The sequence below is a fragment of the Prosthecomicrobium sp. N25 genome (genome assembly GCF_037203705.1).
GTDB lineage: Bacteria > Pseudomonadota > Alphaproteobacteria > Rhizobiales > Ancalomicrobiaceae > Prosthecodimorpha.
This window is the reverse complement of record NZ_JBBCAT010000001.1, coordinates 154,253-178,874: the sequence shown is the minus strand read 5'-3', so window position 1 is coordinate 178,874 and position 24,622 is coordinate 154,253. Positions and strand designations below refer to the sequence as shown.

The window sequence follows — 24,622 nt, the reverse complement described above, 5'->3', positions numbered from 1 at the left end:
CATGCCCTCCGACACCGTCGCCGCCGTCGGCCGCGCCCTCGCCCGCAGGGGCCGGTGGGGCGTGCTGGAGGTCCTCTTCTGGCTCGCCGCCGCCTCGACCCTGTGGCTCCTCCCGGACCGCCATCTGATCCTGAACGAGATCGCCATCATCGGCCTCTTCGCGGTGTCGCTCGACCTGATCCTCGGCTACGCCGGGATCGTGTCGCTCGGCCACGCGGCCTTCTTCGGGCTCGGCGCCTACGTGGCCGGGCTCCTCGCCAAGCACGGGGTGGGGGAACCGGTCGTCGGGCTCCTGGTCGCCGCGGCGGCGGCCGCCGTGCTCGGGCTCCTGACGAGCTTCCTGGTGCTGCGTGGGGCGGACCTGACCAAGCTGATGGTCACGCTCGGGGTAGCGCTCATCCTCGCCGAGGTCGCCAACCGCGAGTCCTGGCTGACCGGCGGCGCGGACGGGCTGCAGGGGATCGCCATGGGGCCGATCCTCGGCCGCTTCGAGTTCGACATCTTCGGCACGGTCGCGTTCGCGTACAGCCTGACGGTCACCTTCGTGCTGTTCGTGCTCGCCCGGCGGATCGTGGCGTCCCCGTTCGGGCTGTCGCTCAGGGCCATCCGGGACAATCCACTGCGGGCCCGGGCGGTCGGCATTCCGGTGAACCGGCGGCTCGTCGCCGTCTACACGCTGGCGGCCGCCTATGCGGGGGTGGCGGGCGGCCTGCTGGCGCAGACGACGGCCTTCGTGTCCCTCGACGTTCTCGCGTTCCACCGGTCGGCGGACGTGCTCCTGGTGCTCGTGATCGGCGGGGTCGGCTATCTGTACGGCGGGCTCGTCGGGGCGATCGTCTTCAAGGTGCTGCAGGACGTCCTGTCGGGCTGGACGCCGCAATACTGGCAATTCTGGATAGGCCTGATCCTGGTCGTGCTGGTGCTCGCCGGCCGGGAGGGTATTACCGAGAGGCTGCGGGGGCTGGCGGGCGGCCTTCGCACCGGCCGCGGCCGGACCGCCGCCGACGAGCCCGAGAGGGCGCGGGCATGACGACCGTCCTGGAGACCCGCGGCCTGATCAAGCGCTTCGGCGGCATCACGGCGACGGACAATGTGTCGTTCCGCCTCGAGACGGGCGCGCGGCATGCGCTGATCGGTCCGAACGGGGCCGGCAAGACGACCTTCATCAACCTCCTGACCGGCGTGCTGGCCCCGAGCGCCGGTCAGATCCTGCTCGACGGCGAGGTCATCACGCGCCTCGGCCCGGAGCGGCGCGTCGCCCGGGGGATCGCGCGCACCTTCCAGATCAACCAGCTCTTCCCCACCTTCACGCCGGTCGAGACGATCGGGCTCGCGGTGTCGGAGCGGCTCGGCAGCGGGCGGGACTGGTGGCGCGTGATCGGCTCCAAGCGGGCCGTCACCGAGGAGGTGGTCGAGATCGCCGAACGGTTCCGGCTGACCGACGTCCTGCACGAGCCCACGAAGACGCTCGCGTACGGCAAGCAGCGGCTCCTGGAGATCGCAGTCGCCTTCGCGTGCCGGCCGCGCGTGCTGCTCCTGGACGAGCCCGCGGCGGGCGTTCCGGAGGCGGAGCGGCAGGAGCTGCTGGCGACCGTCGCGGCGCTGCCGCGCGACGTCTCCGTCCTCCTGATCGAGCACGACATGGACCTGGTCTTCTCCTTTGCGGACCGGATCTCGGTTCTGGTCAACGGCGGGCTCTTCACGGAGGGCACGGTCGCGGCGGTGTCGACCGACCCGCGCGTCAAGGCGGTCTATCTCGGGGAGGCGGTCGATGCCTGATCTCCTGACGCTCTCGCGCGTCTCGGCCGGCTACGGCGAGGCGGTGGTCGTCTCCGGCATCGACCTCGCCCTCGCGCCGGGGCGGTCGCTGGCCGTCCTCGGCCGCAACGGCACCGGCAAGACGACGCTCCTCAACACCATCATCGGGGTCACGCGCCACCGGGGCGGGACGATCGCGCTCGACGGCCGCGACATCACGGGCGTCCGGCCGGACCGGCGGGCCGTGGCCGGCATCGGCTGGGTGCCGCAGGAGCGCAACATCTTCAAGTCGCTGACCGTCGAGGAGAATCTGACCGCGGTCGCCCGGCCGGGTCCGTGGGACGTGCGGCGGGTCTACGGCCTCTTCCCCCGGCTCGAGCAGCGCCGGCGCAACATGGGCAACCAGCTCTCCGGCGGCGAGCAGCAGATGCTGGCGGTAGCCCGGGCGCTGGTGCTGAACCCGCGGCTGATCCTGCTCGACGAGCCGACCGAGGGGCTCGCGCCGATCATCGTGGAGGAGTTGCTCGGGGCGCTGAAGCGGATCATCCGCGACGAGGGGCTGTCGGCCATCGTCGTCGAGCAGCACGCGCAGAAGATCCTCGGGGTCACGGACGACGCCGTCATCCTCGACCGCGGGACGATCGTGCACGCGAGCTCCAGCCGCGCCCTGATCGAGGATCCGGCGCCCTTGGAACTGCACCTCGGCGTGGCGGCCCGCAAGGGGCCGGCCCGCGCCGCCGCCCATTGAACCCATCGAGGGAGGAAACCCGATGCAACGCACCCGCCCGCCGTTCCGCGCCGACATGGTCGGCAGTCTCTTGCGCACCGCCCCGCTCAAGGAGGCGCGCGAGAAACGCGCCGCCGGGCAGATTGACGCCGCGGCGCTGAAGGCCGTGGAGGACGAGGAGATCCGCAAGATCATCCGCCGCCAGGAGGAGATCGGCCTGAAGGGCATCACGGACGGCGAGTTCCGCCGTGCCTACTGGCATTTCGACTTCCTCGAGCAGCTCGACGGCGTCGTCTCCATCGACGGCGACAGCGGCATGAACTTCAAGGGCGGCGTCGGCGTCCCCAAGGCCCTGCGCATCACCGGCAAGGTCGGCTATTCCGGCCATCCGATGATCGAGCACTTCCGGTTCCTGAAGGACAACGTTTCGGCCGGCTCGACGCCGAAGATGACCATTCCGGGCCCGAGCATGCTGCACTACCGGGGCGGCCGGAAGATGATCAACGCCGGTGTCTACAAGGAGATGGACGCCTTCTACGGCGACGTCGGCGCCGCCTACGCCAAGGCCGTGAAGGACTTCTACGGCGCCGGCTGCCGTTATCTGCAGCTCGACGACATCTCCTTCGCGTATCTCTGCGACCCCGAGCAGCGCGAGATGCTGCGCGCCCGCGGCGACGACCCGGAGCACCAGCCGGAGATCTATGCCGGCATGGTCCGGACCGCGCTCGCGGAAAAGCCCGCCGACCTGACGATCACCATGCATCTCTGCCGCGGCAACTTCCGTTCGACCTTCATCGCGTCGGGCGGCTACGAACCGGTCGCCGAGATTCTCTTCAATACCATGCCGGTCGACGGCTACTTCATGGAGTGGGACACCGACCGCGCCGGCGGCTTCGAGCCCCTGCGGTTCCTGCCGAAGGGCAAGACGGTCGTGCTCGGCCTCGTCACCTCGAAGACCGGCGTGCTGGAGAACAAGGACGACGTGAAGCGCCGCATCGAGGAGGCGACGAAGTATGTCGGCCTCGACCAGCTTTGCCTGTCGCCCCAGTGCGGCTTCGCGTCGACCCAGGAGGGCAACGTGCTGGCCGAGGATGAGCAGTGGGCGAAGCTCGCCATGATCGTCGAGATCGCCCGGGAGGTCTGGGGCTGAGGCCGAAAGGCCGGGTCCGCGCGGCGTCGGTGCGCCGGACCCGGCCGATCCACCCGCGGCGGGTGCCGACCCGCGCCATTCACTTGTCATAAGCTGTTCTTGGCGGCTGGTTCGATATTCTCTTAAGTATCTGTTTTATGGTGTTTTTGTTGATCTCATCGAGTATCGGCGTCAATTGACAGGCCAGTCAACTATTGACAGCTTTGCGGGGTTCGGGAAAGTTGTCCCGGGTGGGGAGCGGCTGGGCCGGTCCGTACCGTCGAGCCGGGCGGAGATCCGGCGCGAACAACGCCCGAGGGGCGGAGCATCGGGAGGATACCCCTTGAAGATCCATTTCCTGGCCGGCGCGGCGGCGGCCGCGCTCCTTTCCGCGTCGCCCGCCTCCGCGGCGTCGCCCCCGAACGCGCTGGTGATCGGCACGACGCTCAGCGCGGTCCCGTCGCTCGACCCCGCCGCCATCAATGCGCGCACGCCCTCCGAGGTGCTGTCCAACCTCTACGACAACCTCGTCGAGGTGCCGCCCGGCGACCTGACGCAGATCCGGCCGATGCTGGCGGAGTCCTGGGCGGTCTCGGACGACAAGCGGACGATCACCTTCAAGCTGCGCAAGGGCGCGACCTTCTCGTCCGGCAACCCGGTGACGGCCGAGGACGCGGCCTGGACGCTGCAGCGGGCCGTCAGGATGGGCGGGGTCGGGGCGGCCGACTTCATGCTCTGGGGCTTCACCAAGGACAATGTCGAGGGCTTGGTGCAGGCGCCCGACCCGCAGACCTTGGTGGTCAAGCTGCCCCAGCCGGTGGCGATCGACCTCGTCCTCTTCTCGCTGGCGGGCGCCTCGCTCGGCATCATCGACAAGCAGACGGCGCTCAAGAACGAGACCAACGGCGACCTGGCGCAGAACTGGCTGAAGAGCAACAGCGCGGGCAGCGGCCCCTACAAGCTGACCCAGTGGCGTCCGAACGACATCCTGCTCTGCGACGCGCGCACCGACTACTGGCGCGGGACCCCGGCGATGCGGCGGGTGGTCATGCGCCACATCCCGGAGTCCGGCAACCTGCGCCTGCAGCTCGAGGCCGGCGACGTCGACGTCGGCCAGTACGTGGCGAGCGGCGACGTGGAGGCCCTGGAGGCGAAGGGCGCGACCGTCGATCCCGGCCCGGGCCTCGGCTTCTACTACATCGCGCTCAACATGCAGGACCCCGACCTGCAAAAGCCGCTGGTGCGCGAGGCCTTCCAGCACATCCTGGACTGGAAGGCGCTGACCGCCACCACGATGAAGTACAACGGCTTCCCCTGGCAGTCGATCATCCCGAAGGGCATGCCGGGCGCGCCCGCGGGCGAGCCGGCCGGCTACGAGTACGACCCCGAGAAGGCCCGGGCCCTGCTGGCCCAGGCGGGCTACCCGGACGGCCTCAAGAAGGTGCTGTTCCCGTCCGGCGAGCCGCTCCTCAAGATGGCGGTGGCCCTGCAGGCGAGCGCCAGGAAGGCGGGCGTCGACTTCGAGGTGGTGCCCGGCGAGCACGTGCCGGACTACCGGGCCCGCAAGTACCAGGTCCTGGTCGGCAACTCCGGCTCGCGGCTGCCGGACCCGTTCGGCACGCTCAGCCAGTATGCCTACAACCCGGACAACCGCGACGAGGCGAAGCTCGGTGGCTACTATCTCTGGCGCTCCGCCTTCGACGCGCCTGAGCTGACCAAGCTGGTCGACCAGAGCAAGGGCGAAACCGACCCGGCGAAGCGCAAGGCCCTGTTCGAGAAGATTGACACGGACTTCAAGGCCCTGAAGCCGCCCATCATCGTGGTGATGCAGCGGACCGACCCCTACGTGCTGAAGAAGGGCGTCACCGGCTACGTCGGGCATCCGACCTGGTCGACCCGCTGGTTCGACGTGAAGAAGAACTGACGCGGCCCGCGCAGGGAGGTTCACCATGGCGACGGCCCTCACCGGCCCCGCGCGTGCGCCCGGCCTCAGGGCCCTGTCGGGCAAGGCGGCGTCGGTCGCCGTCACGCTCGCCGGGCTCCTGCTGCTGACCTTCCTGATGGGCCGCCTCCTGCCGGCCGATCCGGTGCTGGCCGTGACGGGCTCTGAGGTCGACAAGGCGACCTACGACCGGGTCTACCAGCAGCTCGGCCTCGACCGCCCGGTCTGGCAGCAGTTCTTCTCCTATGTTGGCAACGTGCTGACCGGGCATCTCGGCAACTCGCTGACGACCGGCCGTCCGGTGCTGACCGACCTGATGGCGGTCTTCCCGGCGACGCTGGAGCTCGCCTTCGTGGCGATCGCGGTCGGAGCCCTCCTGGGCGTGCCGCTGGGCGTCGCGGCGGCGGCGAACCGGGGCCGCCTCGTCGACCATGTGGCGCGCGTCGTCGGGCTCGCCGGACATTCGGTGCCGATCTTCTGGCTCGGCCTCGTCGGCCTCCTCGTCTTCTATTCGAAGCTGCAGTGGGTCGCCGCCTCCGGCCGCATCGACGTCCTCAACGAGGGCCTGGTCGAGCCGGTGACGGGGCTGCTGCTGGTCGACACCGCGCTCGCCCGCGAATGGGAGATCTTCCGGGACGCGCTCGGGCACATCGTCCTGCCGGGCTCCATCCTGGGCTACTATTCGGTCGCCTATATCAGCCGGATGACCCGCAGCTTCATGCTGGAGCAGCTCGGCCAGGAATACATCGTCGCCGCCCGGGCCAAGGGCGTGTCCCGGCGGGGCATGATCTGGGGTCACGCCTTCCGCAACATCCGGGTCCAGCTCCTGACCGTTCTGGCGCTGACCTTCAGCGGGCTGATCGAGGGGGCGGTGCTGATCGAGACGGTGTTCGGCTGGCCGGGCCTCGGCCAGTATCTCACCCGCGGGCTCACCATGAACGACATGAACGTGGTCATGGGCTCGGTCCTGCTCACCGGCATCCTGGTCCTCGTCATCAACATCGTGTCGGACCGGCTCTACCGGATCCTCGACCCGAGGACGCGCTGATGCTGACCGACGCCACCCCGCCGCCCACCGGGCTCTCGGCCTGGCTCCGGTCGGAGACGCCGGACGGCGTCCTGCAGGCCGCCGCCCAGCAGGCCTGGCGCGGCGCCGTCCAGTTCGCGCTGCACCCGCTCGGGGTCGTCGGGCTGGCGGTGATCCTGCTGCTGGTCTTCGCCGCCGCGGCGGCGCCCTGGCTCACCCCCTACGATCCCGCCGTCCAGGACATGATGGGCCGGCTCGCGCCACCCTCCGCGGCGCACTGGCTCGGCACCGATGAGTTCGGCCGGGACATCTTCGCCCGGCTCGTCTACGGGGCCCGCACGACGATCACCATCATCGTCCTCGTCACCGTCATCGTCGCCCCCATCGGGCTCGTAGTCGGCGTCTGCGCCGGCTATCTCGGCGGCTGGGCCGACGAGATCCTGATGCGCATCACGGACGTCTTCCTCGCCCTGCCCGGCCTAGTCCTGGCGCTCGGCTTCGCGGCCGCGCTCGGGGCCGGCATCACCAATGCCATCATCGCGATCGCGCTCACCGCCTGGCCGCCTATCGCGCGGCTCGCCCGCGCCGAGGCGCTCGGGCTCCGGCAGGCCGACTTCATCGCCGCCGTGCGGCTGCAGGGGGCGAGCCCGGCACGCATCATCGTCCGGCACGTCGTGCCCATGTGCCTGCCGTCCGTGGTGGTGCGCGTCACGCTCGGCATGGCGGGCGTGATCCTGACCGCGGCCGGGCTCGGCTTCCTGGGGCTGGGCGCCAAGCCGCCGATGCCGGAATGGGGCGCGATGGTCTCCACCGGTCGGGAGTTCATGATCGACAGCCCCTGGGTGGTCATGGCCCCGGGCCTGGCGATCGCGGCCGTGAGCCTCGCCTTCAACCTGGTCGGCGACGCGCTGCGCGACGTCCTCGACCCGCGGGGGTCGTGATGCCGGAGGCGCCGCTCGTCGAGGCCCGCAACCTGCGCATCGCCTTCGGGCGCGGCGCGAACCCCGTGCCGGTGGTGCGGGACGTGTCCTTCACGGTCGGGCGCGAGAAGGTCGCCATCGTGGGCGAATCCGGGGCCGGCAAGTCGACCGTCGGCCGCGCGGTCATGCGCCTGCTGCCGCCGGCCGCGCAGCTCTCGGCCGACCGGCTGCGCTTCCGGGACGTGGACCTCGTGGCGGCGAGCGAGCGGCAGATGATGGACCTGCGCGGGCGCCGCATGGGGCTCATCATGCAGGATCCGAAATACTCGCTGAACCCGGTCATGACGGTGGGCGAGCAAATCGCGGAGTCCTGGCGGCTGCACCATCCCGGGCGCGCCGCGGCGCGCGAGGCGCGGGAGCGGACGCTGGCAATCCTGGAGGCGGTGAAGATCCGCGACCCGGCGCGCGTGGCCGGCCTCTATCCGCACGAGGTCTCGGGCGGCATGGGGCAGCGCGTCATGATCGCCATGATGCTGGTCTCCGGGCCCGACCTGCTGATCGCCGACGAACCCACCTCGGCGCTCGACGTGACGGTGCGCCTGGAGGTGCTGGCGCTGCTCGACGACCTGATCGCCAGTCGCGGCATGGGGCTGATCTTCATCAGCCACGACCTCAACCTGGTGCGCCGCTTCTGCGACCGGGTGATCATCATGTATGCCGGCCGCATCGTGGAGACGCTGGCCGCCGCCGACCTGGACCGGGCCGGGCATCCGTATACCCGCGCGCTCCTCGCGTCGCTGCCGTCGATCCGCCACCCTCAGCGGCGCCTGCCGGTGATGGTCCGCGACCCGTCCTGGCTGACCGGCGGGGAGGCGGGCCCGTGATCGAGGTCAGGGACCTGACGGTCCGCTTCGCCCCGGACGGGCCGGCGGCCGTCGACCGGGTGAGCTTCACGGTCGAGGGCGGCAGCGCCTTCGGGCTCGTGGGCGAGTCCGGCAGCGGCAAGTCCACCGTGCTGCGGGCGCTAGCGGGGCTCAACCCCGACTACACGGGGGAGATCCGGCTGGACGGCACGACACTGCCGCCGCACCGGCCGCGCGGGTTCTTCAAGCGGGTCCAGATGGTGTTCCAGGACCCCTACGGCTCGCTGCATCCGCGCCAGACCATCCAGGCGCAGCTCCTGGAGCCGCTTCACAACCAGGGCCTCGCCCGGTCGCCCGGCGCCGTGGAGGCGGCGCTCGACGCGGTCGGCCTGCCGCGCTCCGCCCGCTTCCGCTATCCGCACCAGCTGTCGGGCGGGCAGCGGCAGCGAGTCGCCATCGCGCGGGCGCTGATGCTGGAGCCGGAGGTGCTGCTGCTCGACGAGCCGACCTCGGCGCTCGACGTCTCCGTGCAGGCCGAGGTGCTGAATCTCCTTTCGGATCTGCGCGAGCAGCGGCGGCTCACCTACGTGCTCGTCAGCCACGACCTCGCCGTGGTGGCGCACATGTGCGACCGGGTCGCCGTGATGCGGCAGGGGCAGGTGGTCGACGCCTTCGCGGCGGATGCGCTGCGCAGCGGCGACGTGCGGCACGACTATGCGCGCGAACTCCTGGCCGCGAGCGAAGCCTACGGGCCGGATGCGACCGCCGCGGGTCGGGGCTGACGTACGTTCCGATCAAGACGGAACGCCTGACCTCGCTGTTGCCCAGCGGATGTAAGGAGTTTTCGGGAAGACTCTGGTTCTGTCCGATCGAACCCTAACGGTATCGCCGTCGCGGCGGCGGCTGCCGCAAGCTGCGCAGGGACCGCAAGGCACGGCGGAGGTCGGCCGTCAGGTTCAATCGGATGATGCGCAGAACGCGAGACAGATCGTGCATATCAAAAATTTTAGTGAGATCGCCGCGATAGTCAAGAATACGAGCAATACAGGGGTCGGTCGGCGCCGGCCGGCCTGTCTAGACTGACGATAGACTGACGCCCGACGGGCTGCCCGCCACCTGCCGCGGCGGCCGGCGCGGCGACGCGGGCAAGGGGGCCGGTCGCCGGAGATCCCGGCCGGCGTCACCACGGGGCCGAAGCCGAATCACCTCCGTTCGAGCGGCCGCCCCCGCGGCGCAGCGGTCCAGATGTCGATGATCCGCTTCAGTTCTCTTCGTCGAAATCGGGTAATAGAATGGCATCGTGCTTGACAGATAAAGCAGATCCGCGGCCCGACCAGGACTACACAGGACGGTCGCGAAGAAGCCTCAATTGGCCGGATCATCGGGCGCCGGTTGGAACGGGGGAGGGAACTCGATGATCCTGAAGGGAACGCTGCTGAACGATTACCTGACGGGCACCTTGCTGGCTGACAGCCTCTCCGGGTCCGACGGCAACGACACGCTCTTCGGCCTCGACGGCAACGACACGCTCGACGGCGGCGCGGGCAACAACCAGCTCAACGGCGGGCTCGGAAACGACCTCCTGGTGACCTACGACGGGTTCGACCTGATCGACGCCGGGGACGGCCACGACCACATCCTGGCGGGGGCCGGCAACGATACCATTCGCGCCGGCGCCGGCGAGGACTACATCGTCGGCGGCTACGGGGACGACCTCATCTATGCCGGGGACGGCAACGACGGCTTCAACAACCGCATCGACCCGGCGACCGGCGTCCTCACCCAGCAGGCGGTCGGCGGGGGGGCCGGCAACGACACGATCTACGGCGAAGCCGGCAACGACGCCTTGAAGGGCCAGTCCGGCAACGACCGAGTCTATGGCGGCATCGGCGACGACAGCGTCGACGGCGGCGACGGCAACAACTTCCTTGACGGCGGCGACGGCACGGACATCCTCGATTCCGAGTACGGGATGGACGAGGCTCACGGCGGCAACGGCAACGACCGGATCTCCGTCGGCTCGGGCGCGGATCTCGCCTACGGGGATGCGGGCGACGACTTCATCAGCGGCGAGGACGGCGACGACAAGCTGTGGGGCGGGGACGGCCGGGACATCCTCTACGGCGGCAATGGGGCCGACACCATCAATGGCGGAATCGGGTTCGACCGGCTGCTCGGCGAGGGCGGCAACGACAACCTGTGGGGCGGCGGCGACGGGGACTGGTTCGTGTTCAAGGGTGCGGGCGCACTCGGCAGCCAGGACACGATCATGGACTGGCAGGACGGGCTCGACCGGATCGTGCTCGAGAAGCTCGGCATCACCAGCTATTCGAGCTCGGGGGCGCCCGGGACCGCCTTCGCGACCAACAGGGCGGACGGGGACGTGCTGATCAAGGCGATCGATTCGGCCGGCCATGTCATCAACATCCTGGTGGACGACCCGAACGGCACGCTCACGGCGGCGAATTTCTCGGCGGCCGACTTCGTCTTCACCTGACCGTCCCGCCGGCGCCCCGGGCGATCACGCCGGCGTCGCAAGCGACCCCGGCGATTGATGCGGCCGGGGGCTCCGGCTATTGGTTGAGGGTCGGCCGCGGGATCGCGGCCTCTCCGTCGGAGTCGCGTGAATGACGCCGAGGCCCCGGCCCGGCCCTCTGCGGACCCTCGCGGTCCTCCTGTCCCTCGTGGCGTGCCTGTGGTCCTCGGCCGCCTGGGCCGCGTCCGAGCGCCGCGTCGCGCTCGTGATCGGCAACGCCGCCTACCGTTCCATCGTGGCGCTCAAGAATACGCGCGCGGACGCCGAGGACGTGTCGGCGGCCCTGCGCGACCTCGGCTTCGAGGTGATGACGCGCCTCGACGTGGAGCGGGCGGGCGCCCGCGACGTGCTCCGGGACTTCTCGCGCCTGGCCGCCGGGGCCGACGTGGCCCTCGTCTACTATGCCGGGCATGCCCTCGAGCATGAGGGCCGCTACTACCTCATGCCCGTCGACGTGAAGATCGACGACGCCGACGCGCTCCGCTTCGACGCCATGCCGGCCGACGACGTCCGCGCGCTGCTGCAGGACCGGGTGCCCGGGCTGCGCATCATGATCTTCGATGCCTGCCGCAACGATCCGTTCGGAGGTCGACCGCCGCCGTCGACCCGCCCGGAGGCCAGACCCGGGGCGGTGCCGCGGGGGCTGCAGCGCGCCGCCGCGCCGCGCGGCCTGCTGACCGTCTACGCGACGGCGCCGCTCGATGTCGCAGAGGACGGGCGCAGCCGCAACAGCCCCTTCACCCGGGCCTTCCTCAAGCGCCTGCGCGAACCCAATCTGGAGATCGCGGACCTCTTCCGGCGGGTTTCCGCCGACGTCCGGGAGGCGACCGCCGGCCGGCAGGTGCCCGATGTCGCCGGGACGCTCGACGCCGCCTACGTGCTGAACCCGGCGGAGACGGACGGGACGGCCTGGGCACGGCTGCGCTTCTCGAGCCGCAGCGACGACCTGCGTGACTTCCTTGCCCGCTTCCCGCGCTCCGACTACGCCGCCGACGCGCGCTTCCGGCTCGACGTCCTGGACCGGGAGGTGCGGGCGCGGCAGGACCGGGCCTGCGGCACGGAGGCGGAACGGATCGATGCCCTGGTGGCGGCGCGCGACGCCGCCGGGCTCGCGGCGCTGCGCAACCAGATCCTCTGTCCGGCGAGCCTCGGGCGGGTGGAGACCGGCCTCAGGGAGGTGGAGCGGCTGCGCGGCGAGGAGGGCAAGCGGCGGGTGACGACCGAGGCCTGCGAACGGGAGCGCCGCGACCTGGACAATGCCGCGCGGGCCGGCAACCTGCGGCAGGTCGAGGAGATGCGCCGGCGCCTGGCCTGCCCGGCGAACGCCGAGGCGGCGGAGTCCGCCCTGGCGTCCTTGCGGGGGCGTGCCGGGGAGGCGGAGCGGCCGGCACGCTAGCCCGTTCGGCTCACACCCGCATGGGCATCAGCACATAGAGGGCGTTGGTCTGGCCGAAGTCGTGGATGAGGGTCGGGGAGCCCGGGTCGGCGAGACGGAAGACGGCGGTGCCGGTCTCCAGCTGGCTGGCGATGTCGAGGAGGTATCGGCTGTTGAAGCCGATGTCGAGCGGCTCGGACTCGTACTCGACGCCGAGTTCCTCGGTGGCCGATCCGGAATCCGGGTTGACCACGGAGAGCACCAGCCGGCCGTCGCCGACGGTCAGCTTCACGGCGCGGCCCCGTTCCGACGAGATGGTCGACACTCGGTCCACCGCGGCGGCGAACTCGTCGCGGTCGACCTTCAGCTCCTTGTCGTTGGCCTGCGGGATGACGCGGCCGTATTCCGGGAAGGTGCCGTCGATCAGCTTGGAGGTGAGCACCACCGCGCCGGCCTCCCCCTCGCCCTTGCCCGCGAAGGTGAAGCGGATCTTCGTGTCGGAGAGCTCGATGCCGACCTGCGCGTCCGGGTCCTCGACGAGCTTCTGGATCTCGCCGACGGTCTTGCGCGGCACGATGATGCCCGGCATGCCCTCGCAGCCGTGCGGGGCGACGATCTCGGCCTGGGCCAGACGGTGGCCGTCCGTGGCGACGGCACGGAACTGCAGGTCGCCGCCGCGTTCCACCGCATGGAAGAATATGCCGTTCAGGTAGTAGCGCGTCTCCTCGGTGGAGATCGCGAACTGGGTGCGGTCGACGAGCCGCTTGAGGTCGGCGGCGGGCAGCGCGAAGCGGTGCGTGAAGGTGCCGGCGGTCAGGTCCGGGAAATCCTGCTCGGGCAGCATCTGCAGCGAGAATTTCGAGCGGCCCGACTTCAGGTCCAGGGTGGCGCCGTCGTTGCGGGTGGCGAGCTCCACCTGGGCGCCGTCCGGCAGCTTGCGGACGATGTCGTAGAGCATGTGCGCCGGCACCGTGGTGGCGCCGGTCTCCGCCACCAGAGCCGGGATCGCTTCGGAGACTTCGAGGTCGAGGTCGGTCGCCTTGAGCTTCAGCTCGCCGCCCTCCCCGCGCAGGAGCACGTTGGAGAGGATCGGGATCGTGTTGCGGCGCTCCACGACGCGGTGGACGTGGTTGAGCGATTTCAGGAGGTGCGCCCGCTCGACGGTGACTTTCATGATCTCCGGACTCTGATGCTGGGCCGGGCAGGTCTCCGGCCGGTCGGGTGGGCGGTCCCAGGTGTGGGAACCGGGACTTCGAAACTTGGATCGTCACGGCCACCTTGGCAAGGCCCGGGGCGGCGCTGACGAAGCGGATCCGTGGGTTTGTATCCGGGAATCCGTCAGGCGCCGGGCTGCGGGCCGTCGTAGCCGCCGATGATGATCAGGTCGACCACCGCGCCCTCGCTGCGGGCCTCTATGGCGGCGGCGTATTCGGGCGAGGCGTAGCAGGCGCGGGCCTGTTCGAGGCTGTCGAACTCGATCACGACGTTGCGCTCGCGCGCGGTGCCGACGGGGTTGTCGAAGGGCCCGCCGCGGACCAGGAAGCGCCCGCCATACTTGGCGAAGGCGATCCCGTTGGCGGCGAGGTAGCGCTTGTAGGCCTCCGCGTCGGTCACGTCGACGCGCGCGATCCAGTAGCCCTTGCTCATTGCCTGTTCGCCTCCGTTCGAAAGGGCCGCGATCCTTCCACGCCCGGGCCGCGGCGTCCAGCGGGCCGTCACCGGAACAGGGCCCCGACCCTGCCGCCGTCGGTTCCGTCCCGGCGCCCCTCGAGGCGGGCGGGCGGGTCGCGCACATTCCGGATCGAGAGGCGGACAGGACCGCGGCGCGGGACGCCCGACGGCACCGGCCGGCAGCGCGACGACGGCGTCGGAGGCGGCGGCACGGAGCCGGCGGCGGATCCATCCCGTTCGGCGAGCGATCTCAACGGGCTAGCCGGTCGCGGCGGCGCTCCGCCGGCGCCACGGCGGCGGCCGGAGCCCCGAAGCGGGCCGGGCGCGGCCGAATTCGGGGCTTCCACGCTTTGCCTCGGGGGGTTCCGGTGTTATCTACCCGCCCGACCCCACGACCAGACCGGATCCCGATGACCACGCCGCTCGCGAACATCCGCAACTTCTCGATCATCGCCCATATCGATCACGGGAAGTCGACGCTCGCCGACCGGCTGATCCAGTCCTGCGGCGGCCTCGACAGCCGCGAGATGGTCGAGCAGGTGCTCGACAGCATGGACATCGAGCGCGAGCGCGGCATCACCATCAAGGCGCAGACGGTCCGGCTCGAATACAAGGCGGCGGACGGCGAGACCTACGTCCTGAACCTGATGGACACGCCCGGCCACGTCGACTTCGCCTACGAGGTCTCGCGGTCGCTGGCGGCCTGCGAGGGCTCGCTCCTGGTCGTCGACGCCTCCCAGGGCGTCGAGGCGCAGACGCTCGCCAACGTCTACCAGGCGATCGACAACGACCACGAGATCGTGCCGATCCTCAACAAGGTCGACCTGCCGGCGGCGGACGTGGACCGCGTCAAGGAGCAGATCGAGGAGGTCATCGGCATCGACGCCTCCGAGGCGATCCCGATCTCGGCCAAGACCGGCCTCGGCATCCCGGACGTCCTGGAGGCCATCGTCAAGCGCCTGCCGCCGCCCAAGGGCGACGTCGGGGGGCCGCTCAAGGCCATGCTGGTCGACAGCTGGTACGACACCTACCTGGGCGTCGTCGTGCTCGTCCGCGTCATCGACGGGACCCTCAGGAAGGGCCAGAAGATCCGCATGATGGGCACGGGGGCCACCTACGACGTCGAGAAGGTCGGCGTCTTCACGCCCAAGCTCAAGGACATGGGCGAGCTCGGCCCCGGCGAGGTCGGCTTCATCACCGCCTCCATCAAGGAGGTCGCGGACACGCGCGTCGGCGACACCATCACGGACGACCGCAAGCCGACCGCGGAGGCGCTCGAGGGCTTCCGGCCGGCGCAGCCGGTCGTCTTCTGCGGGCTCTTCCCCGTCGACGCGGCCGACTTCGAGGACCTGCGCACGGCGGTCGGCAAGCTCCGCCTCAACGACGCGAGCTTCACCTACGAGATGGAGACCAGCGCGGCGCTCGGATTCGGCTTCCGCTGCGGGTTCCTGGGCCTCCTGCACCTGGAGATCATCCAGGAGCGGCTGGAGCGCGAGTTCAACCTCGACCTGATCGCCACGGCGCCGTCGGTCGTCTACCGGATGACCCTGACGGACGGCACCGAGCTGGAGATGCACAACCCGGCCGACATGCCGGACGTGGTCAAGATCGAGGAGATCCGGGAGCCCTGGATCCGGGCGACGATCCTGACCCCCGACGAGTATCTCGGCTCGGTCCTGAAGCTATGCCAGGACAAGCGTGGCATCCAGGCGGACCTTTCCTACGTCGGCAACCGGGCCATGGTGGTCTACGACCTGCCGCTCAACGAGGTGGTGTTCGACTTCTACGACCGGCTGAAGTCGGTCTCGAAGGGCTACGCCTCCTTCGACTACACGATCACCGACTACCGCCCGTCCGACCTCGTGCGGCTGCAGATCCTGGTCAACGGCGATCCCGTCGACGCGCTCGCCATGCTGGTGCACCGGACGCGCGCGGAGAGCCGCGGCCGGGCGATCTGCGAGAAGCTGAAGGACGTGATCCCGCCGCACATGTTCCAGATCCCGATCCAGGCGGCGATCGGCGGCCGCATCGTCGCCCGCGAGACGATCCGGGCGCTCCGCAAGGACGTGACCGCCAAGTGCTACGGCGGCGACGCCACCCGCAAGCGCAAGCTCCTCGAGAAGCAGAAGGAGGGCAAGAAGCGCATGCGCCAGTTCGGCAAGGTCGAGATCCCCCAGGAGGCCTTCATCCAGGTGCTGAAGGTGGAGGCTTAGGCGCGGTCCTCGCGCCGTCCAGGCGCGCCCGCACGACAACGAGGGCCGGGAGCAGGCCCCGGCCCTTATCGATCGAAATCCCTGGAAGGCTCGAAAGCCGCCCCGCTCAGTACCGCCCGGACTTGCGGCCCGGCTGGTAGTGCTGGTCGCCCTGCTGCTTGCGCAGTTTGCGGGCGGCGTAGCGTTCGTCGCGGGCCGCCTTCTTGCGGGCCTCGTCCGCGACGGCCTCCTCGGCGGCCAGGCGCTCGGCCTCCTCGCGGCGGACTTCCGCGGCGGCGGCTTCGGCGATGGCGGCCTTGCGGGCCTCCTCGTCCGCGATGGCCTTGGCTGCCGCCGCGGCTTCGCGCTCGCGACGGCGGGCTTCCTCGCGCACGGCGCGGGCCTCGGCCACGGCCTTGCGCTCGGCGGCGCGGGCGATGGCGGCGGGATCGTTGGGGTCTATGCCGGCCTTGAACTTCTGGAGCAGCAGGGCCTTGGCTTCGGCGGCGTTCTTGCGGCGGTCCGCGAGGTCAACAGTCATCTTCATGACGGGCTTCATACATGGACACGAAGGCTTTCTCCAGCCCAAGTCGCGGCAAACCCGTGACCGGGTGGCAGAGTCCCGCGCAATGCAGGTCAGACGAGCGTGCCGCCCGCCCTCCGCAAGGCCTCGGGCGTGTCGAGATCCAGGCCCGCGGCCTCGCCCAGTTCCACCTCGACGACGGCTTCCGGGTAGCCTTGCAGCACCTGCCGGGCCCCCACATCCCCGGACACGGCCATCAGGTCGGGGAAAAAGCGGCGGGAGATCAGGGTCGGGTTGCCGCGCCGGCCCTCCGCGGTCGCGACGACCGCCAGGGCGCCGCGGGCCGGGTCGTAGGCGGCGATCAGGCGGTCCACGATGGCGGCGGTGACCTGCGGCATGTCGCCCAGGAGCACGACCGCGGCCTCCGCGTCCGCCGGGACCGCGGCGATGCCGGCCTTCATGGAGGTCGAGAGGCCCTCGGCGTAGTCCGGATTGTGGACGATCGTCACGTCGAGCCCCTCGAGCGCGGCGGCGACCGCCTCGGCCATGTGGCCGGTCACCACCGTGACGGAGGCGGCGCGGCTGCCGCAGGCGGCCCCGGCGGCCCGGCGGACGAGGGGCTTCCCGTCGATCGTGGCGAGCAGCTTGTTAGGGCCGCCCATGCGGGTCGACCGGCCCGCGGCGAGCACGACGGCCGCAATCCGGCGCTCGGCCGGCGCCTCCGCCTCCTGCGGTGCCGCACGGGGGGCGGGGCGGGAGACGATGTCCATCAGGAGGCCGCCGACGCCCAGGCCGACGATGTCGCGGCTGGCCACCGGCAGGTCGGCCAGCATGCGCTGCAGGATCCAGTCGAAGCCGTTCTCGCGCGGGCTGCGGGCGCAGCCGGGCGCGCCGACCACCGGCCGGCCGCCGAGCCGGCCGACGAGGAGCAGGTTGCCGGGATCGACCGGCATGCCGAAATGGTCGACGGTGCCGCCCGCCCGCTCGATGGCGGCGGGGATCACGTCCTGCCGGTCCACCACCGCGGAGGCCCCGAAGACGACGACGAGGTCGGCCCGGTCCTCCTCGATCCCGGCGCGGATGGCCTCGGCGAGGGGGGCCTCGGCGTGGGGCACGCGGCGGTCGGAGACGATGCGGGCGCCGGCGGGCTTCAGCCGGTCGGCCATGACGCGGAGGGTCTTGTCGACCACCGAGGCCTTGAGGCTCGGCAGCAGCGTGGAGACGACCGCGACGGTCTTGGGCGCGAAGGGGGCGATGCGGACGAGCGGTCCGCGTGCCCGGATCGCCGCGACGGCCTGGTCGACGAGCATGCGGGAGAGCGCGAAGGGGATGATCTTCACGGTCGCGACCATGCGGCCGGGCTCGGCCGGGGCATGGTCGGGGAGCGTCGCGAAGGTGATGCCGGGGTCGAGGGCGTTCAGCGCCTCGATTCCCTCGCGGTCGACCACGAGCAGGCCGGCGACCTCGGCGAAGAGGTTGGAGCGGCCGGTGGCGGGCGCCTCGACGGTCACATGCGGCCCGGCGAGGGCGGCGGCGATGCGGCCCGCGGCGGTGTCCTCGTCGAGGTCGTCGGGGCCGATGACGGCGGCCACCACGCTGTCCAGGCCCGCGGCCCGGAAGGCCCCCACGTCCTCGGGCGTGATCACGTGGCCCTTGCGCAGGGTCCGGCCGCCGGCCGCGACCGCGTGGGCGAGGACCGCCCCCGCCGCCTCGTCGACCGGGACGGGTCCGAACCTCACGGGGTGACGTCCGCGGGCGCCGCGGTCCGGCGCGGCGCGAGATGGGCGGGACGGCGGCGCAGGGCCTCGATCGCCTGGGCGAGGACCGCCACGGCGATCTCGGCCGGCGACTGGGCGCCGATGTCGAGGCCGATCGGGGCGGCGATGCGGGCGATGCTGTCCTCGGCGATGCCGAGGGCGCCGAGGCGGCCGACGCGCTTGGCATGGGTCTTCCGGCTGCCGAGCGCGCCGACGTAGAAGGCCCCGGCGCGCAGCGCCTCGGCGATCGGCCAGTCGTCGATCTTCGGGTCGTGCGTGACGGCGACCAGTCCCGTGTAGGCGTCGAGCGCGACGCGGCTCGGGATCACCTCTTCGGGCCACTCGGCCAAGAGGCTCACGCCCTCGAAGCGGGACTCGGTGGCGAAGGCGGTGCGCGGGTCGATGACGGTGACGTCGAAGCCGGCGAGGCGCGCCATCGGGGCGAGCGCCTGGGAGATGTGGACCGCCCCGATGACGACGAGGCGCGGGGGCGGCACGTGGACGGTGAGGAAGCGCCGGACGTTGTCGGGGCCCTCGGCCATGCCGGACTTGGCCGTCCGGAAGCGGGTCTCGAGTTCGGCGAAGAGCGGGTCGGCGGGATCGAGCTCGGCCTCGCGCACGAGCCGCTCGGCGCCGGTCTCGATATCGGTCACCCGGATCACCGCGCGGCGGGCGCGGCGTTCGGCGTTCAGGGCGGCGAGCAGGGCGGCGTCCATGCGGCTCCCGCTCCTCAGTTCACGCGCTCGACATAGACGGCGATCTTGCCGCCGCAGGAGAGCCCGACGCGCCAGGCGGTCTCGTCGGCGACGCCGAATTCCAGGAGCCGGGGCCGGCCGTCCTCGATCACCTCGAGCGCCTCCCCGACGACCGCGCCCTCGACGCAGCCACCGGACACGGAGCCCTCGAAGTTGCCCTCGCGGTCGATCACCAGATGCGACCCGACGGGCCGCGGGGCGGAGCCCCAGGTCTCCACCACGGTCGCGAGCGCCACGGCACGGCCGTCGCGGCGCCAGCCCTCGGCGATCCCCAGCACGTCCTTCTCGGTCAGGTCCAGCGCGTCGCCCATGGCAGCCTCCCGGCAGATCTCTCGCGGTCCGGACGATATAGGCCTTCCGGACCGCGGCCAACAGTGGGGAGGCCTGCGTGGCCGGGCGGTCTGCACCCCGCCCGTCCGCAAGGCTCCCATGTTGCGGCCGGCTTCCGCGGGCCGGTAGGCTCACGCCGCATTCCGTCCGGAGACGCCCCGCATGAACAAGCCGGCCAGGCCCGCGCCCCTGCCCTCCTCCCCCGCCGCTCCCGGCCCCCTGCCGCTCGGGCCGACCGGGATCGAGGCCTATCGGCCGGCCGAGATGGCGGAGCGGGTCGAGGCCGCCGGGGTCGCCAAGGCGAAGCTGCCGGTCCGCGCGCTCGCCATGCTGGGCACGCTGGCGGGGGCCTTCATCGCCTTCGGGGCGATGTTCTATACCCTGGTCGCCACCGGGGCCGGGGACGGCTTCGGTCCGGTCCGCCTTCTCGGCGGGGTGGCCTTTTCGCTCGGCCTGATCCTGGTGGTGGTCGGCGGCGCGGAGCTCTTCACCGGCAACGCGCTGATCGTCATGGCCTGGGTCGACCGCAAGGTCACGACCGCGGCGCTCCTGCGCAACTGGGGGATCGTGTTCGTCGCCAACCTGGCGGGCGCGCTCGGGGTCGTGATGCTGGCGCATATGGCCGACTTCGCGGCGCTCGGCGGCGGCGGCGTCGGCCGGACGGCGGCGAAGATCGCGGAGGCCAAGGTCGCGCTCGCGCCGGGAGCCGCCTTCGCGCGGGCGATCCTGTGCAACGCGCTCGTCTGCCTCGCCGTCTGGCTCACCTTCGCGGCCCGCGACGTGGGCGGCAAGATTCTGGCGATCCTCTGGCCGATCACCGGCTTCGTGGCGATGGGCTTCGAGCACTCGGTCGCCAACATGTACCTGATCCCGGCCGGCTGGCTCGCCGGGGGCGCGGTGACGGCAGGCGGGTTCCTGGAGAACCTGGCGCTCGTGTCGGTCGGCAACCTGGTCGGCGGCGCGGGCGGCGTGGCGCTCAGCTACTGGGCGATCTACCTCGACAAGGACCGCTGAGCCGCACGGGGCCTCAGGACCGCTTCTCGCTGACGATCCGGTAGATCTGCTCGGCGAGGAGATCGGCCACGCAGGCGTAGCCGTTGTCGTTCATGTGGAAGCCGTCGGCGGCCAGCATGGTCTCCAGGCGGCCGCTGCTCTCCGCCGCCCAGCTGCGCATGATGCGGTAGCGGGGGAAGAGGCAGATCTTCTCGTCGGCCGCGACCTTCTCGACCATGCGGACGAAGCGCTCGTAGCGGGCGGGGTCGCGCACGGTCTTGTAGAACTGCTGGTCGACGACGACGATGTCGATGCCGCGCTCCTGGATGGCGTCCAGGCCGGCCTGCAGGACGGCCGCGAACTTGTCCTCCGCGGCGTCGGCAGTCAGGGCGTCGTTGGTGCCGACCTGCCAGATGACGAGGTCGGGCTTCGTGGTGTCGAGCTCGGCCAGCAGGCGCGCGTAGGTCCTCTCGATCGTCTCGCCGCCGATGCCGGCGTTGCGGACCGCGATGTCGGCGCCGGGGAAGCGGCGCCGGAGCTCGGCCTGCAGCTGGGCCGGATAGGCCTTGGTGGGGGCGGAGGCGCCGACCCCTTGCGTCGAGGACGAGCCGATCGCCAGGACCTGGACATGCGCATGGGCGGCGAGCAGGCGCCCGGTGCGCGCCAGTGCGCCGTCGAGGGGCAGGCGGACGGACGCTTCGCCGCACTTGAACGGGGCGGCGGCGGGCGGGGCGGCCGACCCGTCCGGGCCTTCGGCGGCCGCCAGGGGCGGGCGGATCATCACGGCGGCGGCGATCAGGAGCGCGCGGAGGCCGGTGCGGAGCCGGGAGCGCCGGCGGTCGCGGAGGAGCGGGTCGCTTGATCGGAGCATTCGAGACGTCTGGCCAGTTGGTGAAGCAGGACGATACCGATCGCCACGTAGGCCACGTCGAAAAGGATCGAGCGCGGCAGAGTTTCGGTCAGAATAAGGCCGATCGAACTCAGAAGCGTTCCGGCGCAGAAGACTTCCAGGCTGTGGCGGCCGAGAAGGGCGACCGGTGCGAAGACCGGCGTGGCCCTGAGCGCGGCCGTGATCGGCGAATGGTATAGCACGTAGGCCAGGGAGAGGAAATTCAGAAGCCGAACGGTCCCGAGCCATGTCTTGTCCCAATCGAGATAGAGGCCCGCGGCGTCGACGAGCCCGGGCAGCAGTCCGAAGACGTTGGAGTTGAGCACGGCGGAGACGAGCACGACCGCGAAGGCGACCGCGTAGGCCGGTCCGACGAGCGGGATGGAGCGGGCGCGCATCCAGCTTCCGGCGTAGAGCCCGAAGGCGAAGACGAGCTGCCACGCGAAGGGGTTGAAGAAGAACCCGCCCTCCGGCGTCGGCCAGGACGGCAGCGCGAGGGCGAACCAGCGCGCCGCGGCATAGATGCCGACGGACGCGAGCAGCATGCCGAGGGGGCTGCGCGTCGCCGCGAGCAGGAAGGCGGGCGCGGCGACGAGCAGGAGCACGTAGAGCGGGAGGATGTTGTAGTGGCCGATCTGGTGGCCGAGCGAGAGCACGCCGGCCAGGCCGACCACCGGCTCGATCAGGGCCACGTCGCGACCGTCGTCGATCAGGAAGGCGAGGTTGCGGGTCGCCTCGTAGGCGAGGCCGAAGAGCGCGAGCCCCACCAGCGTGAGCACCACGTGGGCGAGGTAGAGCTTGCCCGCCCTGCGCCAGAGGGTCGCGGCGGTCCGGCCGGGGGCGCCGGCGATGCGGGCGCCGTACGCCATGCTGACCGACACGCCCGACAGGAACACGAAGGCCTCGGCGGCATCCGAGAAGGCCACGTTGCGCGGCGTCACATAGCCGAGGACGTTGCCCGGTATGTGATTGATGAAAATGGAGATGAGCACGAAGCCCCGCCAGAAGTCGACGGCGGCGTTGCGCTTTTCGGTCTGCATCGGAACCCCGGCCTCGGGGCCCGTCCGGACAGGCCCCACCCACACCGGGCTACAACGCCCTCAGCCCTCGTCCTGTTCGGTCACGGTCTCGCGATTGCGCCTCTGACCGCCCGGCCGATGCGGGCAGCGGACAGGGGCGGTGTGCCGAGGCCGCCGAGCCATTTTCCCTCAGCGGCCTTGCGGCCACGCAGGCGGCCGAGCCGACACGGCCGCGGTCGCGCCGGCTTGTCGAGCGACGGGGCCTCACAGCCCCGGACCGTGCTTCGGCCGGGTCAGCGCGAACTGCCTCTATCTCCCGGCATATAGGAGCGATCGCGGGAATCCTGTAAGGGTTTTTCGATTGCAGCGATGCGGGCACGGTGCGTGACAGGGCCGGCCCCGAAGCCCGCCTGGGCTGAGCTGTCGCGTATCCCCTCGATCGAGGACCCTATGGATTTTACGCCCCTGGCCCTCGAGGGCGCCTGGATCATCACCCCCCACCATCGGACGGACACGCGGGGAAGCTTCACCAAGCTCTTCTCGGCGGAGGACTTCCTGGAGCATGGTCTGGACGCCCGCGTCGCGCAGGTGAACGCCTCCCATTCGCCGGATCGGGGCACCCTCCGGGGACTGCATCTGCAACGGCACCCGGCTTCCGAAGCGAAGACGATCTCGTGCGTCCGCGGACGCGTCTACGACGTCCTGGCCGACCTGCGACCGCGATCTGCGACCTTCGGCCGGTGGGTCGCGGTCGAACTCGCAGCGGCCGACCGCCGCATGGTCCACGTTCCCGCCGGCTGCGCCCACGGCTACATGACGCTCGAGGCCGACACGGAGGTCATCTACACCGCCTCCCGGCCGTATCGGCCCAGCCTCGAACAGGTCGTCCGCTACTGCGATCCGTTCTTCGCGATCGAATGGCCGTTCGAGCCGCTGGTCATCTCCGAGAAGGACCGCGATGCGCCCGACTTCATGCACCGCCTGTACGGGTGACCGGCGCATGGGGCGGCTTCCATGGCTGGACCTCCTCGTGACACGGGCGGCCGCCGTCATGCTCGCGATCGCCCTCATGCTCCGTCCCGGGGCATAGCGCCATGCACGATGCCGGCCGGGGCGCGGCCGCCTCCGCCGTCCGAGCCCCCGGGCCGGAGACGCGAAAGGCGTATCTCGACTACATCCATCGCTTTCGCGGTTTCTCGATCCTGTGCATCGTCCTCTACCATGCGGGCCGAACCTACATGCTGCGCGGGCTGGTTCCGCCGGCGGCACCCGACTACGCCGGCCTGGTCGTGCTGGACGTTGTCTTCCACGGCGCGACGATCTTCTTCACGCTGATCTCCGGCGTCCTGTACGCCCGCCTCTTCGCGCCCCTTCCCTATCGGACCTTCCTCCGGCAGCGGGTGGGGAGGCTGGTTCCGCCCTACGTCTTCGTCAGCGTGGTCCTCACCGGCGGGGGCTGGATCGCGGACCGGCTCCGCTCGGGGACGTGGCGGCCGCCCGGCGACATGGCACGGGAGCTTGCCGTCAATCTCGCGACCGGCGAGGCGTGGTACACGCTGTGGTATGTTCCGCTGATCCTTGCCTTCTACGTGCTCAGCCCGCTCCTGCTCGATCTCGTCCGCCGCGCGGGCAACCTGGTGCTGGTCACCCTGGTCGCGCTGCCGCTGGTGTTCTCCCGCACCGGTACCGAGCTGAGCGTCCCGATCTTCTTCTATTTCCTCGGGCCCTATGTCCTCGGGCTGTGGATCGGGGCCGATCTCGAGGGCCAAATCGGCAGGGTCCGGGACGCGAGGACCTGGCTCCTCGCCTGTACCGGGATCGCCACCGTCGCGCTCGTCGTCGTGCACCTGGACGGCATCGATCATCTCGGGCCCGTATCGATCCGCGAGGCGCTGTTCTACGTCCAGAAGGTCTCGGCCGGCTGTCTGGTGCTTCAGGCCTTCCACGCAGACCGCGCGCCCAACCGGTTCGCCGCCGCCCTTCTCGACAGGGCCGGTGCCACCGCGTTCGGGCTCTATTTCCTGCATGCTCCGATCGAGCGAGGGTTCGTCGCGCTCCTGCGCATGGGTCTTCGGCCGGAGCCGGGCGCGCTCTCGGATCCGCTCGCCATCGCGCTCGTGTTCGGTCTGTCCCTGGTGGCGTGCTGGGCGGTGATCGGCGTGAGCCGGCGCCTTCTCGGTGGGTTTTCCCGCTACCTGATCGGGGCCTGAGCGGCG

At 70.8% G+C, this 24,622-nt stretch carries 23 protein-coding genes; 15 read left to right on the top strand and 8 right to left on the bottom strand.

The features are described from left to right. The first annotated feature begins 1 nt into the window (after position 1). From WBG79_RS00790 to WBG79_RS00740, 11 genes are all read left to right on the top strand, one after another. Complete coding sequence (locus tag WBG79_RS00790) at positions 2 to 1,030, top strand: branched-chain amino acid ABC transporter permease (RefSeq protein WP_337355205.1); 1,029 nt, start codon at positions 2 to 4, stop codon at positions 1,028 to 1,030. Further along, on the top strand, positions 1,027 to 1,779 hold the full coding sequence (locus tag WBG79_RS00785) for an ABC transporter ATP-binding protein (RefSeq protein WP_337355204.1): 753 nt from the start codon (positions 1,027 to 1,029) through the stop codon (positions 1,777 to 1,779). The genes WBG79_RS00790 and WBG79_RS00785 overlap by 4 nt, the downstream gene beginning before the upstream one ends. Then, positions 1,772 to 2,506 (top strand): ABC transporter ATP-binding protein, encoded by a 735-nt coding sequence (locus tag WBG79_RS00780; RefSeq protein ID WP_337355203.1) that lies wholly within the window; start codon positions 1,772 to 1,774, stop codon positions 2,504 to 2,506. Before WBG79_RS00785 ends, WBG79_RS00780 begins: the two co-directional genes overlap by 8 nt. 22 nt (positions 2,507 to 2,528) lie before the next feature. Continuing rightward, the gene (locus WBG79_RS00775; protein ID WP_337355202.1) at positions 2,529 to 3,635 is read left to right on the top strand and encodes a 5-methyltetrahydropteroyltriglutamate--homocysteine S-methyltransferase; all 1,107 of its coding nucleotides are present in this window, start codon (positions 2,529 to 2,531) and stop codon (positions 3,633 to 3,635) included. A gap of 322 nt (positions 3,636 to 3,957) precedes the next feature. Beyond that, the gene (locus tag WBG79_RS00770) at positions 3,958 to 5,538 is read left to right on the top strand and encodes an ABC transporter substrate-binding protein (protein WP_337355201.1); all 1,581 of its coding nucleotides are present in this window, start codon (positions 3,958 to 3,960) and stop codon (positions 5,536 to 5,538) included. 25 nt (positions 5,539 to 5,563) lie between these two features. Continuing rightward, positions 5,564 to 6,604 carry an ABC transporter permease gene (locus WBG79_RS00765; protein WP_337355200.1) on the top strand — a complete coding sequence of 347 codons (1,041 nt, stop codon included), beginning with the start codon at positions 5,564 to 5,566 and terminating at the stop codon, positions 6,602 to 6,604. Then, positions 6,604 to 7,524, top strand: a complete 921-nt coding sequence (locus tag WBG79_RS00760) for an ABC transporter permease (protein WP_337355199.1) — start codon at positions 6,604 to 6,606, stop codon at positions 7,522 to 7,524. The genes WBG79_RS00765 and WBG79_RS00760 overlap by 1 nt, the downstream gene beginning before the upstream one ends. Next, the gene (locus tag WBG79_RS00755; RefSeq protein ID WP_337355198.1) at positions 7,524 to 8,387 is read left to right on the top strand and encodes an ABC transporter ATP-binding protein; all 864 of its coding nucleotides are present in this window, start codon (positions 7,524 to 7,526) and stop codon (positions 8,385 to 8,387) included. Before WBG79_RS00760 ends, WBG79_RS00755 begins: the two co-directional genes overlap by 1 nt. Continuing rightward, positions 8,384 to 9,148 carry an ABC transporter ATP-binding protein gene (locus WBG79_RS00750; RefSeq protein ID WP_443147387.1) on the top strand — a complete coding sequence of 255 codons (765 nt, stop codon included), beginning with the start codon at positions 8,384 to 8,386 and terminating at the stop codon, positions 9,146 to 9,148. The genes WBG79_RS00755 and WBG79_RS00750 overlap by 4 nt, the downstream gene beginning before the upstream one ends. 632 nt (positions 9,149 to 9,780) lie before the next feature. After that, entirely contained in the window at positions 9,781 to 10,863 is a 1,083-nt protein-coding gene (locus WBG79_RS00745) for a calcium-binding protein (RefSeq protein WP_337355197.1), read from the top strand. A 130-nt stretch (positions 10,864 to 10,993) separates the two neighbouring features. Continuing rightward, positions 10,994 to 12,298, top strand: coding sequence for a caspase family protein (locus WBG79_RS00740; RefSeq protein ID WP_337355196.1), 1,305 nt, complete (start codon positions 10,994 to 10,996; stop codon positions 12,296 to 12,298). 10 nt (positions 12,299 to 12,308) lie between these two features. On the opposite strand, the gene dnaN is transcribed toward WBG79_RS00740, so the two are convergent. Both dnaN and WBG79_RS00730 read right to left on the bottom strand, forming a co-directional pair. Next, positions 12,309 to 13,451, bottom strand: coding sequence for a DNA polymerase III subunit beta (gene dnaN, locus WBG79_RS00735; protein WP_337355195.1), 1,143 nt, complete (start codon positions 13,449 to 13,451; stop codon positions 12,309 to 12,311). A gap of 164 nt (positions 13,452 to 13,615) precedes the next feature. Beyond that, on the bottom strand, positions 13,616 to 13,924 hold the full coding sequence (locus WBG79_RS00730) for a DUF1330 domain-containing protein (protein WP_337355194.1): 309 nt from the start codon (positions 13,922 to 13,924) through the stop codon (positions 13,616 to 13,618). A gap of 434 nt (positions 13,925 to 14,358) precedes the next feature. Between WBG79_RS00730 and lepA the strand changes: the two genes are divergently transcribed. After that, positions 14,359 to 16,161, top strand: a complete 1,803-nt coding sequence (gene lepA / locus WBG79_RS00725; protein WP_337355193.1) for a translation elongation factor 4 — start codon at positions 14,359 to 14,361, stop codon at positions 16,159 to 16,161. 106 nt (positions 16,162 to 16,267) lie between these two features. Here lepA and WBG79_RS00720 read toward each other — a convergent pair whose 3' ends face one another. From WBG79_RS00720 to WBG79_RS00705, 4 genes are all read right to left on the bottom strand, one after another. Continuing rightward, complete coding sequence (locus WBG79_RS00720; protein WP_337355192.1) at positions 16,268 to 16,687, bottom strand: DUF6481 family protein; 420 nt, start codon at positions 16,685 to 16,687, stop codon at positions 16,268 to 16,270. A gap of 89 nt (positions 16,688 to 16,776) precedes the next feature. Beyond that, positions 16,777 to 18,402: a molybdopterin-binding/glycosyltransferase family 2 protein gene (locus WBG79_RS00715; RefSeq protein WP_337355191.1), complete on the bottom strand. Its 1,626-nt coding sequence runs from the start codon at positions 18,400 to 18,402 to the stop codon at positions 16,777 to 16,779. After that, complete coding sequence (locus tag WBG79_RS00710) at positions 18,399 to 19,136, bottom strand: XdhC family protein (protein ID WP_337355190.1); 738 nt, start codon at positions 19,134 to 19,136, stop codon at positions 18,399 to 18,401. Before WBG79_RS00710 ends, WBG79_RS00715 begins: the two co-directional genes overlap by 4 nt. Positions 19,137 to 19,150: 14 nt before the next feature. After that, positions 19,151 to 19,486 (bottom strand): XdhC family protein, encoded by a 336-nt coding sequence (locus tag WBG79_RS00705; protein ID WP_443147386.1) that lies wholly within the window; start codon positions 19,484 to 19,486, stop codon positions 19,151 to 19,153. Positions 19,487 to 19,667: 181 nt separating this feature from the next. On the opposite strand from WBG79_RS00705, the gene WBG79_RS00700 reads away from it, so the two are divergent. Then, positions 19,668 to 20,519 (top strand): formate/nitrite transporter family protein, encoded by an 852-nt coding sequence (locus tag WBG79_RS00700; RefSeq protein ID WP_337355189.1) that lies wholly within the window; start codon positions 19,668 to 19,670, stop codon positions 20,517 to 20,519. A gap of 13 nt (positions 20,520 to 20,532) precedes the next feature. Here WBG79_RS00700 and WBG79_RS00695 read toward each other — a convergent pair whose 3' ends face one another. Together WBG79_RS00695 and WBG79_RS00690 are read right to left on the bottom strand one after the other, a co-directional pair. Beyond that, positions 20,533 to 21,369 (bottom strand): SGNH/GDSL hydrolase family protein, encoded by an 837-nt coding sequence (locus tag WBG79_RS00695; RefSeq protein ID WP_337355188.1) that lies wholly within the window; start codon positions 21,367 to 21,369, stop codon positions 20,533 to 20,535. Beyond that, positions 21,294 to 22,427 (bottom strand): OpgC family protein, encoded by a 1,134-nt coding sequence (locus tag WBG79_RS00690; protein ID WP_337355187.1) that lies wholly within the window; start codon positions 22,425 to 22,427, stop codon positions 21,294 to 21,296. Before WBG79_RS00690 ends, WBG79_RS00695 begins: the two co-directional genes overlap by 76 nt. Before the next feature lie 429 nt (positions 22,428 to 22,856). Here WBG79_RS00690 and WBG79_RS00685 point away from each other — a divergent pair, with 429 nt between their 5' ends. Together WBG79_RS00685 and WBG79_RS00680 are read left to right on the top strand one after the other, a co-directional pair. Continuing rightward, positions 22,857 to 23,399 carry a dTDP-4-dehydrorhamnose 3,5-epimerase family protein gene (locus tag WBG79_RS00685; protein ID WP_337355186.1) on the top strand — a complete coding sequence of 181 codons (543 nt, stop codon included), beginning with the start codon at positions 22,857 to 22,859 and terminating at the stop codon, positions 23,397 to 23,399. 101 nt (positions 23,400 to 23,500) lie between these two features. Further along, positions 23,501 to 24,616: an acyltransferase gene (locus WBG79_RS00680; RefSeq protein WP_337355185.1), complete on the top strand. Its 1,116-nt coding sequence runs from the start codon at positions 23,501 to 23,503 to the stop codon at positions 24,614 to 24,616. Positions 24,617 to 24,622 lie beyond the last annotated feature (6 nt).